Consider the following 13,655-nt stretch of genomic DNA (forward strand, 5'->3'; position numbering starts at 1 on the left):
TCAGCCTTGAACTCGTCGGTGAAACGTTTGCTGGTCATAGATCCTCCGATCCTCAATAGACACTATCAGGTGTCTACGGAATCGGGGGCGTACCAAACTCCCGATCCGGGGTTAGCGTTTGTGATGCTCTGACAGGCTGCAATCTCTACGTTTCCCCCATTGATGCGCATGCAAACTGTGGCAGGCGCACGCCAGATAGGCGATCCGACTGGGGTGCCCGTGAGATACTGTCCGTACATGCCAGGGTCCGAGAAGGCGATGGCTGCGGACCCGGGGTTGGCGAGAGCGAATGGGTAAATAGATCCAACGCCTCCCGAGTCGGGCCAGCCGATGCCTTGTCCCGCAGTTATTACTTGCCTGATCCTGAGAGGTCGCTGTGTAGCATCGTAGGTAATCACCCCTTGCGAATCGAAGAGCTGAAGACCTATGTTCCCCAGCGGCTGTATCACAGGAACAAACGCGTAGTAACTGCATGAGGTGACTCCATTCGCGAGGTACCAGCTGAAGCCGTCGTAGGTGCAATTTATGACAGCCGCAAAACCATTCCCCCGTAGGAAAACGATGGATTGTCCCTGCCTTGGGTTGTTCCAGGATGTGCTTCCCCACATGCCGGCCGGCGACGTGTTCGAAGCGACGGAGATCGTTCCTTTCTGGACTAGAACCATGCTTGGCCATTCTGAATCGACGAGTAGCGCACCGTTGTCGGCTATTGCTTGGAATCTCGCGTCCATTAGTAATTTCCATACCAGATGATGGCTGATTGGTTTGGCATGTATTGGCCTTCAAATCGCCAGGAAAGAGTCTTTCCTGCAATGCTCCATGAAATGCTCGTTGCGTAAGGTCCGTAGGGTGTACTTCCTACTGGAGGGATCGTGGGTACGATTATGAAAGGCGTTCCCATGTCCAGAAATGGAAGGTCTACCGAGCCCAGAGATCGATTGAGTGTTGCAGTGCCAAGAAGCCTAGGGGAGGTATAGGACAAATCGAGCATCGTGGCGCCGGCTGCATCAAAGACTTGGAGGCCGTTCGCCATCACCAGATCCCCAGTCGTACTCGCAACGTTCCGGCTGCATCAAATACCTGGATGAGCTGATTGGTTATCTGCAGGCGGCCACCGCCACTACCATTCATCTCAAAGCTATTGCCACTCTTGCTGATCTTCCAGCCCCGCTGATTCGCGACGTAATCCGTCGACTGGATGTAATCCCCAATCATCGCGTTGTTGATCCACCCATCCCCAATCAACGCCTGCCGGATATACGTCTGCCCATTCTGGATAACGAACGGCGCAGTAACGTTATTGTTGGCGGTATTGATCACCGCAAACCGATCCGCCTGAAACAGCGCCTGCGACTGATACGATCCATCCGGCTGCTGCTCCACACCCAGGCCCATGCCCGCACCATAGATGCGCCCATCGGAACTGACCTGGCACTTCACCGTCCACGTGGCACTGACCTTCCCGTTGAGATCGACTACCGCCTGCGACGTCTGCTGTACGGCGGCGCTGGTGTTGTCCACCGTGGCCTGCACCAGATCCACCCGCTTGGCCATCGACCGGTCGCCGTCCTGCACGGCATCCAGCAGCGTCCAGGTGCCGGCGAAATGCCCGCTGTCGCCAGCCCATTCCCCCGCGTCGCCAGCCATGTCCGACGTAGCGAGATCGACGCCCTCGAGAATCTGCTGCCCCAGCTCCGTCTGTCCGATCAGTCCGGCGATCACCGGCTCATAATCGGCCTGGCTGCTGCTCGACTGGGCCGGCAAGCCGGCGCCGTTGGGATAGAACGCACCGATGTTGCCGGTCTTGTCCACCAGCCGCACCCAGAAGTAGAACGACACGCCGGCGGCAAGGCCATCGATGTCGAGCGAGTTCTGCGGATAGGCCAGATCGGCCATCTTGGTGGCGTCCTGCAGATTCGGCGTATTCGAGCGCCATACCTCGGTACGCTGGGTGTCGTCGGTGCCGGCGGGGAAGCTCCATTCCAGATGGATGCCCCACACTTTCGACGTGGCTTTCAGCGTGGCGACCACCGGCGGCGCACCGGTCTTGCCCAGCACGTCGGTGGCTTCCGACAAGGCCGGCAACGACACCACGCCACCCGGGCTGACTGCACGGACGCGCGCGATGTAAGTGCCGGTGTAGATTCCTTCCACATCGACGGACAAGCCGGACGTGCGCCCCGCGCTCACCCACTCGCCATCGTTGCGCCGCCACTCCACCTGGTAGCTGGTGGCGCCGGCCGCCGTATCCCATGCAATCGTCACGACGTTCGTGGCGATGCCCTGCGTGATCACCACATGACCATTGAGCTGCACGTTGGCCGGCGGCGCCTGCGTCGAGGCGGGCAGCGCGCTGATCGGCGGGATCTGGATGATCGCGCCGTTGTCGATCGCCGCGAATTTGCCCGGCACGTGCTGCAAAGCGGTGATGGTGTAGCTGATATCGCTGGAGGACTTGTCCTCGATCACCGACAGCACGCGGTAGGTTTGCGCGGCGAGCGTGTCGCTCTCCACCACCCATACGGCTTCCGCTTCCGGTTGCACCGAGAAGCCCGGAGCCGCCACGGTGAGCTGCACACCATCGATCGCCGTAATGGCCTGCGTCTCCGATACGCCGGTGGACAACATCACCGTCAGCCGATCGCCAACCGTCACCTGCTCCGGCGCCTGGTCCACCGTCACCACGGTCCGCGTGGCCTGATGGATACGCCCGCCCTGGCGCTTGCCGGCACGGGCGGGGTCCGTGATACGGACGATCTGCCCCGGCGCCGCGATGGTGCCATCCAGGCCGACCTTGAACGTCACCGTATCGGTTTCCAACCGCGAGGTAAGCAGCACCCACTGGCCCGCGCGCTGAGCCTGCGCCTGCGACGTGCAGCCGAACGCGGTGAGCGTGGTCTGCTGGATGCCATAGCGTGCCAGGCCCGTGCGGTCTTCCACGTACTCGACCTTGGCGCGATAGAAATCGCTGGGGTCGTTCCAGGTCACTAGCGCGGTTGTGTAGCGCGTCTTGCGCGTGCTCGCCGCATAGGTGAACTGGCCGCCGATCACGTTGGCCGCGCTGTACGCATACACCGGGTCCGCCGGCATATCGGCGGAAGCCGTGATGGCGCCGCCCGTCCAGAACGAGATGCCGCGGAAAACGCTGGCCAGGTCGCTCAGCAGCTTGTACGCATCGCTGGCGGTCTGCAGGAACACGTTGCAGGTAAAGCGCGGCTCGGTGCCGCCCTTGCCGTCGCTCACCGGCTGGTCGCAATACTGCGCGATGCGGTACAGCTCCCACTTGTTCACCTGGGCCGCGGTGATCAGATGGCCCAGGCCGTAGCGCGGGTGCGTCGACAGGTCGTAGTAGATCCACGCCGGATTGTCCGTCCACGCCGGCTTGAAGCTGCCGTCCCATACACCGCTGTAAGTGCGCGCCAGCGGATCGTAGTTGCTCGGCACCTGGATAATGCGGCCCCACAGGTCGTACGCACGGCTGGGGATATTGCTGAACTGCGCGGCGTCGCCGGAAATGCCCAGCAGAGCGCTGTTGGGATAGCGCAGCTTGGCGTCGATCACCTCGGTATAGCTGTCGATGGTGGTGATGTCGGCGATCGACGAGCTGTTGGCATTGGCGGTCATGCGCGTGACGCGCACGTTCCACCCGCTCTGCGCCGCCGGCAGGTCGATGCGGTGGCTGCGCTGGTACTTGCTGGTGGTCTTGCCGGTGATCGCGCCGGTATAGGCCAGCTGCCACGCGCCACTGTCGGTCTGCACCTCGATCTTGTACTGCACCGAGTAGCCGTTGATATCGCCATTGGACGTATTGGCCTTGGACAGGCCCGGCACGCCGATGGTCACGCGCACCGCCGACAGCGAGGTATTGCTCAGCGAACGGACCCACGGCGTGCTCTGCTTGAGCTCCACGCCGACATTGATCTCGTTCTCCACCGCCGGATAGCCAGGCACCTCCTCCTGGTCCTGCGTGCCGGTGCGCGTTTCCACGTGCACGTTCTGGAAGTTGAGCGAGCCGTCCGCGTTGGCCAGCGGCGTCTCGTCCAGGTAGATCGATTGCAGCCCGTTGACCAGGCCGCCGATCTCGCCCTCGCTGACCAGGTCCAGGATGCGGAAGTAGGCGATCGAGCGCAGGCTGTCCGGCGACTCGACGGGCGTGCGCTGGCTGCCGCCGCCCTTGGCGCCTTGAATGGTGGAAGTCATGTCTACCTCTCGTAGAAGTTCTTGAGCACGCGGCCGTTGAGATTTACGCCGCCGCCAACGCCTGCAGTGGCCGGTGCGTAGTCCTCGGCATGGATGCCGGCAGAGACGACGGCGGAGCCGACGACCATGCGGCCATAGAGCACGGGGACAGGGTTGCCTTGGGCCTGCGTGTTGACGGCGCCGTTGAAGACGTAGCTGGGCTGGTTGTCGGGGCGATCTCCGGCTTTCAATCCCCTGGGCTGGGGCGAAAGCATCTGCACGACGCCGCCGAGCATCATTCCGAGGCCGGCCTCCATCATGTAGCCGCCGATACCGGCACCCGCGCCCATGGTCCATCCGGAGATAAAGCCGCCGACCACGAACAGCACCGCGCCTGCGATGATGTTGAACAGGCCGCCGCTCTTACTGCCGAGCAGGATCGGCGCGATGCGGATGTCATCTGTGCCGGACGGCGCGGACAGCTCGTCCTCCTTGAGGTTGCGCTTGCCCACAAACACGGCGAAACCCGTGCCGCGATCCTTCGCCGACGCCAGGTAGGCGCGGAATCCGCGGATCTGCGAACACAGCGCGGCGATTGCCTCGGCCGGGGTGTCGGAATCGAGATGGAGCTGGAATTGACGCCCGAACAGAGCGCCGAGGCGTCCGTACAGGCGAACGGTTCTTGGTTGTTTCATAGATGGAAACCCAGGCATAAAAAAACCCCGCCGTAGCGGGGTTCGGGTGGATGACGATGGATGCGGCTCACTCGATGGTGGTCGGTGCGAGCGAGGGGCCTGCGTTGGGGTCGATAATGATGCGGAACCGGCGCGTTTCGCCTGTCTTCAACGTGACGGCGGTTTCCCGGCGGTCCTTGCCTTCGCGGTAGCCGCACAGGCCTGAGCCGGTGTTCCATGTGCCGAGCACGTGGTAGCCCGACGGGATATGCAGCGTGATGCGTTCACCGGTGGCGACCTTGGCCACCACCTTGCCGTCGACGAAGACGGCGCCGTAGCAGCCGCTGCCCTGGAAACCCACGTCGCGGGTAACGATCACCGTGGCATCGCCGTCGGACGGATCCTGAAATGCCAGCAACCGGTCCGGTGTCGGCGTTCGAAGCTGATCGGGCCTGGGCGGCTTGGTCACGCAACCGGCGAGCGCCATGACCATGGGAACGACCAAATACATCCTGCGCATCCTGCTCTCCTCCTCTAGGTGGCGAGAGGGTAGCGCAAGAAACTTCGGCAGGGGTATCAGCGTTCCGTATGGCGAGCGATCAGCCGAGTGTTTTCTATCCAATAGCCGCCATACACATCGCGGCTGGAAAGCCGTCCGTGCATGTGATGCAGCAACAAGCCATCTCCTAGATATATGCCCGCATGGTTCGGCACCAGGTTACGGCTCCTGATCTGCATCAGCACCAGATCGCCGCGCTCAATGTCCTTGGCATCGACCGGTACGAAACCCGCGGCGGCGAGGTTGTCGGTATAAAGATCGGAGCAACCATCGTCCCACCAGTTGTCATGTCGCACCGGGTCGGGCAGCACCAGCCCCATTTCCCGCGCATACCAATCGCGGCACAAGCTCCAGCAATCCAGCACGCCGTGATGGAACGGCCTTCCGACCAGCGGCGCTTCATAACCGCTGGGTTCGATGCACGAAAGCTCACCCGCTTGCGGATTGCCATCGGCACCGACGACAACCGCCACGATCCACCACGGCAACCCGGACGCCTCGCACGCCACCCGATCACCCTCCGACGCACGCGCCGGCGCATCGGGATGCGAATGCATGACGGCCACGATCTCGCCCAGCTCCTCGGCCGCCGCATAGTCCTCCGCGGCCAGCACGAAATGCTCGCTCGGCGTGGTGGCGAGGTTTCGGCAGGCGATATAGCGCTCGCGCCCCTTGGCCACCACCACCAGCCCGCAGGCTTCGCGCGGATAGTCGGCCGTCGCGTGGGCGCGGAAGGCATCCAGGGTGGCCGGGTTCATGTGCGCAGCAACCCGGCGGCTGGATAGCTGCCGAACGGAATCGGGTTGTTCTGGCCGAAGCGCAGCTTGCACGACGACAGCCGCCCACCGCACACATCCTGTGCCGGATCGCTGGTCGGCGTGTCGTCCGCCTTCGCCACCGGCCCGCCGGTGTAGCCGCAATACGGCCCGCGATAACCGCCACGCTGCAGCCAGCTGCAGCTGTTGGCGATGATCGTGCGCCCGGGCAGCTGCTGCTGGCCGAAGTCCAGCGCGCTGGCGAGTTCGAACTGCACCAGCGTGCTGGTCTCGCTGGCCTTGCGCTCCAGGAACCACTTGTCCGGCGGAAACTCCTGCGTGGCATCGGCGCTGGCATTGCCGTCGGCGAAGTTGCGCGCATCGAGATAGCGGCCGAAGGTGCGATGGCGCACCAGCAGCGCGCCGACCAGGTCCTGGTAGGCCAGGCACAGCGCGGTGATGCGGCCGTCGACATTGCCCACGCTGAGCATCGGCATCGGCGGCTTGTCGGGATTGAGCTCGAAGCCTTCGGCCTGGATCGGCCAGGGCGCGTATTCCAGCCCCTGCCACCAGATCGAACCGACCTGCGTATAGCCGTGGAAACGCAGCACGTCGCCCGTGCCGCCGCCGGTGATCGAGCGCGCATCCAGCTCGAACAGCTCGATCTCCGCGCCGGGTTCCAGCTTCTGGATATCGGCGTAGACGCTCATGGCGCGAACACCTGCTGGAAGGTGGCCGACAACGTGTAGTTGCCGGCCGCGCGCGGCACCAGGGTGTAGCCGGCGCAGCGGAACAGCGACGGCGCGCCCAGCGGCGGGGTCCACTGGAACGAGGCGGCGCCGGCGTGGCGATCGAGGAAGTCCTTGATCGGCGCCATGTAGCTGCCGTCGCCGTCGAACGCGAGCGGCCAGCTGTCCACGCGGTTGTTGATGCCGTCGGTGACGGTCTGGGTGTAGCCGTCGCCGAACTGCGCGCTGCGCACGCGGAAGGTGGTCTGGCCCTGCGGCTCCACCTGCGGAACCCAACTGAATACTTCAGGCATGCTGCATCCTCCACAAAATGCCGCCCTGGCGCTGCTCGCGCGCCATGACTTCCTTGACCTTGCCTTCCACCATCGATGCGAGCTGGCGGCCGGCGTCGTCGCTCTGCGCCTGCGTATCGCTCTGCGCGTTGCCGTTGGCGCCGACGTTGACGGTGATGCTGATGTTGTTATTGACGCCGCTGCCGCCATCGCGGCTGCTGCGCACGCCGAGGCGGCCATCGGCGCCGCGGGTAAGCGGCATGATCGCTTCCGGGCCGGCTTCGCCCATCAGGCCGGTGCCGGTGGCCATGGGGAACAGCGTGGGGCTGTTGACGATGCCGCCGCGGGCGAAGGCGCGCAGCTGCGTGCCGCTTTGCAGGGCCATGCCGTTCGCGGCTACTGGAAAGTCGCCGAAGATCGACGCCGAGTAGCCGCCGGTGCTGCCGCCGAACATGGTGCTGTACTGCGGAAGCATCGAGCTGCCGCCGCCGAACATACCGCCGATCGCGTTACCCACCCAGCCCAGCGCAGCTCCCGCGAGTTTGGATATCTGGGACGCTGCTGCGTCGGCCAGCATCTGCCGCAGCATGTCGCGGAAGCTCTTGCCGACCTTCTTGAAGTTGCCGTCGAGCACGTTGAACAGCATGTCGCCGAGCGAGCCGCGGATCTTCTCGCCGGCTTGGGATGCCAGGTCGACAAGGAAGTCCGTGCTCTTGGCGGCATCTGCCTGCTTGGTCGCCGTAGCGGTGCCGGCCGACGCGTCGGCTTTTGCTCCGGCGCCGGCGGTTGCGTTACCGGCGGCGCCCACTGCTGCCGCGGCGGCAGTTGGTTCCTTGACGAAGCCGCCTACAAAGGCGCCGAGATAGGCGTTCGGCCATAGGCGATCCGTATTGGCGGCGCCCGCGGCTTTGACCAGCTCGTTGGTCGTGGTGTCGGCGAGGCCGCGCTTGAGGTTGTTGTATAGGTCGTCACGCGTCTTCACGCGTGCCTTGGTCGCGTCCTTGCCGTCGGCATTCAATGCGGCGAGTACGTCCTTGGAGAAGTCGTCCTTGATCTTCTTGGTTGCGTCTTCGATCACCTTGGCGGTGGGGGCGACTGCCTTGGTGCTGGTCTTGGCCGCATCCTGCGTGGTCTTGGCGGCTCCATCCGCCGCCTTGCCGGCGCTCTGCGTCGACTTCGTCGCCGCATCCATCGCCTTCTGCATGTCGCCCAGCGACTTGCTTGCCTTGTTCAAGGCGGTTACGAAATTATTGAGGCTGTTGCTGTCGATATCAGCCATCGCTGCGTATCCTGTCGAGCATCACCAGTGCTTCCACCTCCCAGCGATCGAGTCGCCGGGCGGTGAGCTGCGTCCAATGATGGAGTTCCGTATGGGTGAGCGGCGTGGGCAACTGCGCCAGCCACTCGGCCAGATAGGCCAGTTCCGCCGGGCATGCCGGGCGGTCGGCCAGCTCCGCCGGCATGCGGCCGAGCTGGCGTTGCACCGCTTCGAGATGCCGCTGCAGCGGCTGGCCGCCCGCGCCGGTGGGGCGGGCCAGCTGCTGCTGCGCCTTCAGCCAGTCGGCGAGCTGGCGAAGGCGTTGCCGAAAAAAGCCGGATCGTCGGCGCCGGCGCGGTCCACCAGCTCGGCGATCTGCGGCGCTTCGCGCAGGAAGGCCTGCACGTTCGCCGCCACGCAGGGCTCGTCGAAGCTCCACGCCGAGACCAGCGCGGCACGCACCGCCAGCGTGCTCTGCTCCAGCGCCGCTTCCAGCTCCGCCTCGCCGGCCTGCGCCACGCGAGCCACCTGCTGCATCGCTTCGTCGCGCGCCTGGCGGAACGCATCCGACCAGCGGCTGCGGATCTGCAGCCAGTGGTCGGTGGGTGAACCGTCGGGCAGGCTCAGCGCGATCCGGCGGCCGTCGTTGGCGCGCTGGCGGATGCTGAAGTCGTCCATGCCGCTCATGCGCCGCTCCGGGTGATGCGCAGCTGGGTGCCGGTCGCGCTGTCGTACAGGGCCTGGATCGGCAGCGACAGGGTCACCGGGCCATCGTTGGCCACGTCGGCCTGGCCGCCGGTGTACTTGATGCGCGGCAGGTACAGCACATAGCTGTTGGTGCCGTCGGACAGGGTCAGCTCCAGCGAGCTCTCGGTCTCGCCGATGAACTTCGACAGCAGCGAACCGTCCAGGAAATACGCGGTGAGCGTGCCGGTGAGGTTGCTGCGGCCGATGCTCGGCTGCAGGGTCTTGGCGCTGCCGATCACGAAGCGCGGCTCGATGCCGTTGGCCAGGTCCAGCTTCAGCTCCGTCACCACGCCCAGCACCGTGCCGCCTTCCTTGATCGCGCCGCTGAGCGCATCCATCGGGCGGTTGGCCGCGGCGTTGACGTAGGTGGCGCCGGCCACGGCGCTGGCGTCCACGGCTTCGCCCTGGCCGATCACGTCGAAGGTGACGTTGGCGATCGCGCCCGGCTGCACGTCGAAATGCAGGCCGTTGATCTCGCAGCCGGTGTAGCGCAGGTACTGGCCGATGTCGGCGAAGTGGCGCTCGAGGGTGAAGCTGGTGCGCGCGGTGCCGGCGTTGAGCACGTTGGCGTTCCAGCTGCCGCCGAGCGCGGCGGCGAACAGGTCGTCGTAGGCGCCGTAGCTCAGCTCGCCCTGCATGTCGCCGCCCACCTGGACGGTGCCGTGGCGGAGGTCGGCGATCTGGCGGTCGCCGCGCAGTTCTTCGGACTGCAAGGTGTTCTTGGTGAGGGCGAGCGTGGTGCTCTTGTGGCGCAGCTGGCGGAACGCCGGCGTGGCGGGCGTGGCGCCGTAGGTGGCCTCGGCGATGTAGGCGAGGCTGTGGCGGCTGCCGGTGGCGATGGTCATGCGGATGCTCCTTGATGGAAAGAAACGCGCGGCAGGCGGCCGCACGGGTTGGGCTGAGAAGGCCCGGGTCGAACAAGCGGAGAGGTCACGGCTCAGCCGTGGTCGGTCCAGGCGGACCAGGCGACGATCACCGACATGCGCAGCCAGCCGTCCTTGCTGGTGACCACGCTGCGGCTGGTGCTGTTGACCAGCACCGGCAGGCCGTTGCCGTCGAGCTGGCGGCCGGCCTTGAAATAGCCGCGCAGGGTGTCGGCCAGCGACAGCAGGCGGGCGATGCCGCCGCCCGGCGCGTCGTTGAGGTCGATCTGGAAGGTGCCGGTGTGGCGGTCGTTGCCGGCCGCGCCCAGGCTGCCGCCGACAACCGGCAGCGGCAGCACGGATAAGGCGGCCCAGGGCTGGCCGGTGGTCGGCGCGAAGTCGGTGCCTTCGTAGGCGGTGGGCAGGTTGAGCGCGGCGGCCTGGTAGCCGGCGACGAGCGCGGCATTGATGTTGGTGAAACTCATGGCGGGTTCCCGTGGCGGAAAAAGAAAAACCCGCCTTGATGGGCGGGTTCGGATGCGTGGCGCTGCGTTGGATGCGATGTCGCGTTGTAGCCAGATTAGGGGTGAAAGCGCGGAAGCGTCACTTCCGCAGCGCGACGCCGGCCGGATGCGGCGACAGGAACAGCGTGCGCTCGGCGATGCGCCGGCGCAGCAGCCCCGGCAGCACGCGGCCGCCGGCGTAGCGCCAGCGTTCGAACTCGGCGGCGGCGCCTTCCATGTCGCCCTCGTTGAGCTTGCGCAGCAGGGTGGAACCGGCGAACGCGGTGGCGCCGACGTTGAACACGAAGCTCACCAGCGCATCGAACGAAGGCTGGGCGAGCGGCTGCGTGACCCAGGCGCGCACGGCTTCTTCCGCCGTGCCCAGGTCCTTGCGCAGCAGCGCATCCGCCTGCGCGGCATCGATGCGAAAACCGGAGCGCACGTCATCGCCGGTGTGGCCGTAGCCGATGGTCCAGATGCCCGCGGCATCGAGATAAGCGCAGGTGCGCAAGCCTTCGAACTGCTTGATCAGCGCCACGCCGAGCGCGCTGGTGTGCATGCCCATGGCGTTCATGCGTCCAGCCTCAGCACGCGCGCCAGATTGCCGCGCGCCACGTGCAGCAGCGCGGCCAGCACCAGCAGGATGCCGAGCTGCCACGGCGTGGTCTCGCCCGGCGCCGCGTGGCCCAGCGCGATATGGATGGCCTGGCCGCCGCTGCACACGATCAGCAGCCAGGCGCAGGCCGAGACCCAGGGGCGGTAGCGTGCATCCGGCGCGCGCCGGTAGGTGATCAGCCGCAGGCAGATCGAGCTGCAGGCGAACAGGGTGAGCAGTTCGACGGGGTCACGCATGCGGGCCTCCCCGGCTGCGCAGCCAGGCGTCGAGGTCGAAGGTGCGGCCGCGCTCGAGCAGGCCCAGCGTGACGGTGACGCCGAGCGCCGCACCGAGAAACGCAGCGACACCCGACGCCTGCAACGGCAGCCAGCGCATCACCTCCGGCGCGGCCAGGTAACCCAGCGCGATCGACACGCCGAGATAGGCAAGGCGCCGCCAGATCGGCAGCTCCTTAGACGAGACGACAAACAGCGTGGCGCCGGCGAACGCGCCGATCAGCGCGTTGCCGTCCACGCCAGGCAGCGCTGCGGCGAGGCCCAGGCTGGCGGCCGCCGCCATCGCCATGGCGGGTTCGGTCATGAGTGATCTCCATAAAAGCAAAAGGCCGCGCATGGCGGCCTGGGGAGGGGAGGGCGTTGCGTGTCTACGCGTGAGGGGCGCGGCGTGTGCGCCGTTCGCTCGATGGCCCATGCTGCGTATTTTCGTCGGAAAGTGCGGAAGCGTCGATTCCGCAGCGGCGAACCATGAAAAGAAAAAGGCCGCTCGGTGAGCGGCCTTGATGCAAAGATCCGATGCGATGCGTCGTTCGCCGAAACATCCCACGCTATGCATTTTCCTTGGGAAGTGCGGAAGCGTCGATTCCGCATCTGCACGCGATCATGCAGGTGCCAGTGCATGTTCCAGCGCACGAGCGCCGCGTGTTTCCGCGCCTGCGCACAAAGCCAGCGTCCACTCGTACACCGGACGCCACACGCGACGATAACCCGCTTCGTCGCGCTCGATCATCGCCGCGCGCTTGCGGTCGCTCACCGGCGTGCGGCCGTGCCCTTCGCACTGCGGGCAGGCCACCAGCCGGTCCTGCGCGAACACTTCGCCGCGTCCCTCGCAATGCGTGCACAGTTGCGGCGTGGCCAGTTCGGTCAGCACCGCGTTGCGCACGGCGCGGTAGATCGGACCGACCGCGGGCCACTGGCGCGCCTTCACTTCGTCCAGGGTTTCGGTGGCGCGCTGCAAGGCGGCGCGCTGAGCGTTGCGGGTGCCGTGGGTGCCGTCGATATCGTCCTCGGCCACGTGCAGCGCGAGCTTCGCGGCTTCCAGCTCGCGGCGCAGGCGCATCCATTCGCGCAGCTGCGCCTCGCGCACGATGCGGTCCAGCTCGGCGCGCTGCAGCTGGGCGCCATCGGGCCACCACACGGTGCACAGCACTTCGCGGGCGAGGCGGTCCTCGATCATGCCCAAGGCGCCGGCGATGTCCTGGGGAGTGAGTTCGGACTGGCCGCCGTGGTGCACTTCGAAGCGTGCGATCGAAGGATTGAGGCGGGCCAGGAGCTTGCGTACGTTCATCGAATTCCTCCCTGTTCGGCGATGGATGGAGCGTCGGGCGAGGCGTCCGGAGCGGACGATTCCCGTAGGACAATGATAAGTTTACTTGGCACATTTTGTCAATTACACTTAGCAGAACGCCAAGTAGACTTAACGCATGAGTAACTTCGCCGAACGCTTCAAAGCCGCCCGCGAGCACGCGGGCATCTCCCAGCGCGCGCTGGGCCGCCGCATCGGGTATTCCGGGTCGGCCATCAGCCAGTGGGAGGCGGGTGTGATCGAAGCAGACAACATCCGCGTCGCGGCGCTTGAGATGGCCGCCGGCATCATGGGTGTCTCGGTGCGCTACCTGCGCACCGGCAAGGAAGACGACAGCCGCGGCGAGGTGCCCAGCGGCCTGCGCGCCGCCCAGCCGGACGTGCGCCAGCTGCCGGTGATCTCGATGGTGCAGGCCGGCCACGGCCGCGAGGCAGCCGATCCCTATCCGCGCGGCTACGCCGAGCAGAGCGTGAGCGTGGACGCGGAGCTGGCGCAGGACCTGGGCCGGCTGGCCTTTGCGCTGGAAATCACCGGCGAGTCGATGCTGGAGGAATTCCACCCCGGCGACATCGTCATCATCGACCCGGCGGTAAAGCCCCTGCCGGGCGACTTCGTGGTGGCGCGCATCGAAAGCGACGGCAGCGCCACCTTCAAGAAGTACCGCAGCCGCGGCCGCGATGCGGAAGGGCACGAGATCTTCGAACTGGTGCCGCTCAATGCGGACTACCCGACCGTGGTGGTCAATGCGGCGAATCCCGGCAGCATCATCGGCACCATGATGGAACACCGCCGGCGTCGCCGGCGGCATTGAGCGATGGGGCGTCGCAAGAGTGGCCCCTCATCTGCCTGCCGGCATCTTCCTCGCTCCTCAAAGCAGCGCACATCCCTGTGCGCTCCCC

At 65.8% G+C, this 13,655-nt stretch carries 16 protein-coding genes; 1 reads left to right on the forward strand and 15 read right to left on the reverse strand.

The window, feature by feature from the left end; all coding sequences use genetic code 11:
• Nucleotides 1-1,032 precede the first annotated feature (1,032 nt).
• From FHW85_RS17505 to FHW85_RS17575, 15 genes are all read right to left on the reverse strand, one after another.
• Complete coding sequence (locus FHW85_RS17505; protein WP_168649108.1) at nt 1,033-4,200, reverse strand: host specificity protein J; 3,168 nt, start codon at nt 4,198-4,200, stop codon at nt 1,033-1,035.
• Nucleotides 4,201-4,202: 2 nt separating this feature from the next.
• Nucleotides 4,203-4,874, reverse strand: coding sequence for a tail assembly protein (locus FHW85_RS17510; protein WP_210427853.1), 672 nt, complete (start codon nt 4,872-4,874; stop codon nt 4,203-4,205).
• A gap of 67 nt (nt 4,875-4,941) precedes the next feature.
• The gene (locus FHW85_RS17515; protein WP_168649109.1) at nt 4,942-5,364 is read right to left on the reverse strand and encodes a hypothetical protein; all 423 of its coding nucleotides are present in this window, start codon (nt 5,362-5,364) and stop codon (nt 4,942-4,944) included.
• 65 nt (nt 5,365-5,429) lie between these two features.
• Nucleotides 5,430-6,170, reverse strand: coding sequence for a C40 family peptidase (locus FHW85_RS17520; protein WP_168649110.1), 741 nt, complete (start codon nt 6,168-6,170; stop codon nt 5,430-5,432).
• On the reverse strand, nt 6,167-6,877 hold the full coding sequence (locus FHW85_RS17525) for a phage minor tail protein L (protein WP_167255115.1): 711 nt from the start codon (nt 6,875-6,877) through the stop codon (nt 6,167-6,169). Before FHW85_RS17525 ends, FHW85_RS17520 begins: the two co-directional genes overlap by 4 nt.
• A complete protein-coding gene (locus FHW85_RS17530) occupies nt 6,874-7,209 on the reverse strand; it encodes a phage tail protein (protein WP_168649111.1) in 336 nt (111 codons plus the stop codon). The genes FHW85_RS17525 and FHW85_RS17530 overlap by 4 nt, the downstream gene beginning before the upstream one ends.
• Nucleotides 7,202-8,467, reverse strand: a complete 1,266-nt coding sequence (locus tag FHW85_RS17535) for a phage tail tape measure protein (RefSeq protein WP_168649112.1) — start codon at nt 8,465-8,467, stop codon at nt 7,202-7,204. The genes FHW85_RS17530 and FHW85_RS17535 overlap by 8 nt, the downstream gene beginning before the upstream one ends.
• A complete protein-coding gene (locus FHW85_RS17540) occupies nt 8,460-8,672 on the reverse strand; it encodes a hypothetical protein (RefSeq protein WP_167255121.1) in 213 nt (70 codons plus the stop codon). The genes FHW85_RS17535 and FHW85_RS17540 overlap by 8 nt, the downstream gene beginning before the upstream one ends.
• A 68-nt stretch (nt 8,673-8,740) precedes the next feature.
• A complete protein-coding gene (locus tag FHW85_RS17545) occupies nt 8,741-9,133 on the reverse strand; it encodes a hypothetical protein (RefSeq protein WP_168649113.1) in 393 nt (130 codons plus the stop codon).
• Nucleotides 9,130-10,038, reverse strand: a complete 909-nt coding sequence (locus FHW85_RS17550) for a phage tail tube protein (protein WP_168649114.1) — start codon at nt 10,036-10,038, stop codon at nt 9,130-9,132. The genes FHW85_RS17545 and FHW85_RS17550 overlap by 4 nt, the downstream gene beginning before the upstream one ends.
• A 92-nt stretch (nt 10,039-10,130) precedes the next feature.
• Nucleotides 10,131-10,541, reverse strand: coding sequence for a phage tail terminator-like protein (locus FHW85_RS17555; protein ID WP_167255127.1), 411 nt, complete (start codon nt 10,539-10,541; stop codon nt 10,131-10,133).
• A 118-nt stretch (nt 10,542-10,659) separates the two neighbouring features.
• Nucleotides 10,660-11,133, reverse strand: a complete 474-nt coding sequence (locus tag FHW85_RS17560) for a lysozyme (RefSeq protein ID WP_243868059.1) — start codon at nt 11,131-11,133, stop codon at nt 10,660-10,662.
• Nucleotides 11,130-11,411 carry a phage holin family protein gene (locus FHW85_RS17565; protein ID WP_167255129.1) on the reverse strand — a complete coding sequence of 94 codons (282 nt, stop codon included), beginning with the start codon at nt 11,409-11,411 and terminating at the stop codon, nt 11,130-11,132. Before FHW85_RS17565 ends, FHW85_RS17560 begins: the two co-directional genes overlap by 4 nt.
• The gene (locus FHW85_RS17570) at nt 11,404-11,754 is read right to left on the reverse strand and encodes a putative holin (RefSeq protein ID WP_167255131.1); all 351 of its coding nucleotides are present in this window, start codon (nt 11,752-11,754) and stop codon (nt 11,404-11,406) included. The genes FHW85_RS17565 and FHW85_RS17570 overlap by 8 nt, the downstream gene beginning before the upstream one ends.
• A gap of 297 nt (nt 11,755-12,051) precedes the next feature.
• Nucleotides 12,052-12,738, reverse strand: coding sequence for a zinc finger-like domain-containing protein (locus tag FHW85_RS17575; protein WP_168649115.1), 687 nt, complete (start codon nt 12,736-12,738; stop codon nt 12,052-12,054).
• Between the two features lie 136 nt (nt 12,739-12,874).
• On the opposite strand from FHW85_RS17575, the gene FHW85_RS17580 reads away from it, so the two are divergent.
• Complete coding sequence (locus tag FHW85_RS17580) at nt 12,875-13,567, forward strand: XRE family transcriptional regulator (RefSeq protein WP_168649116.1); 693 nt, start codon at nt 12,875-12,877, stop codon at nt 13,565-13,567.
• Nucleotides 13,568-13,655 lie beyond the last annotated feature (88 nt).

It is taken from the genome of Dyella sp. SG609 (genome assembly GCF_012275375.1).
Lineage (GTDB): Bacteria > Pseudomonadota > Gammaproteobacteria > Xanthomonadales > Rhodanobacteraceae > Dyella_D > Dyella_D marensis.

Excerpts from the sequence above, each read along its gene's own strand:
- FHW85_RS17570 (WP_167255131.1), bottom strand. The coding sequence starts at position 11,754 with ATGACCGAACCCGCCATGGCGATGGCGGCGGCCGCCAGCCTGGGCCTC.
- FHW85_RS17545 (WP_168649113.1), bottom strand. The coding sequence starts at position 9,133 with ATGAGCGGCATGGACGACTTCAGCATCCGCCAGCGCGCCAACGACGGC.
- FHW85_RS17525 (WP_167255115.1), bottom strand. The coding sequence starts at position 6,877 with ATGAGCGTCTACGCCGATATCCAGAAGCTGGAACCCGGCGCGGAGATC.
- FHW85_RS17530 (WP_168649111.1), bottom strand. The coding sequence starts at position 7,209 with ATGCCTGAAGTATTCAGTTGGGTTCCGCAGGTGGAGCCGCAGGGCCAG.
- FHW85_RS17515 (WP_168649109.1), bottom strand. The coding sequence starts at position 5,364 with ATGTATTTGGTCGTTCCCATGGTCATGGCGCTCGCCGGTTGCGTGACC.
- FHW85_RS17510 (WP_210427853.1), bottom strand. The coding sequence starts at position 4,874 with ATGAAACAACCAAGAACCGTTCGCCTGTACGGACGCCTCGGCGCTCTG.
- FHW85_RS17505 (WP_168649108.1), bottom strand. The coding sequence starts at position 4,200 with ATGACTTCCACCATTCAAGGCGCCAAGGGCGGCGGCAGCCAGCGCACG.
- FHW85_RS17575 (WP_168649115.1), bottom strand. The coding sequence starts at position 12,738 with ATGAACGTACGCAAGCTCCTGGCCCGCCTCAATCCTTCGATCGCACGC.
- FHW85_RS17565 (WP_167255129.1), bottom strand. The coding sequence starts at position 11,411 with ATGCGTGACCCCGTCGAACTGCTCACCCTGTTCGCCTGCAGCTCGATC.
- FHW85_RS17520 (WP_168649110.1), bottom strand. The coding sequence starts at position 6,170 with ATGAACCCGGCCACCCTGGATGCCTTCCGCGCCCACGCGACGGCCGAC.
- FHW85_RS17535 (WP_168649112.1), bottom strand. The coding sequence starts at position 8,467 with ATGGCTGATATCGACAGCAACAGCCTCAATAATTTCGTAACCGCCTTG.
- FHW85_RS17560 (WP_243868059.1), bottom strand. The coding sequence starts at position 11,133 with ATGAACGCCATGGGCATGCACACCAGCGCGCTCGGCGTGGCGCTGATC.
- FHW85_RS17550 (WP_168649114.1), bottom strand. The coding sequence starts at position 10,038 with ATGACCATCGCCACCGGCAGCCGCCACAGCCTCGCCTACATCGCCGAG.
- FHW85_RS17555 (WP_167255127.1), bottom strand. The coding sequence starts at position 10,541 with ATGAGTTTCACCAACATCAATGCCGCGCTCGTCGCCGGCTACCAGGCC.
- FHW85_RS17580 (WP_168649116.1), top strand. The coding sequence starts at position 12,875 with ATGAGTAACTTCGCCGAACGCTTCAAAGCCGCCCGCGAGCACGCGGGC.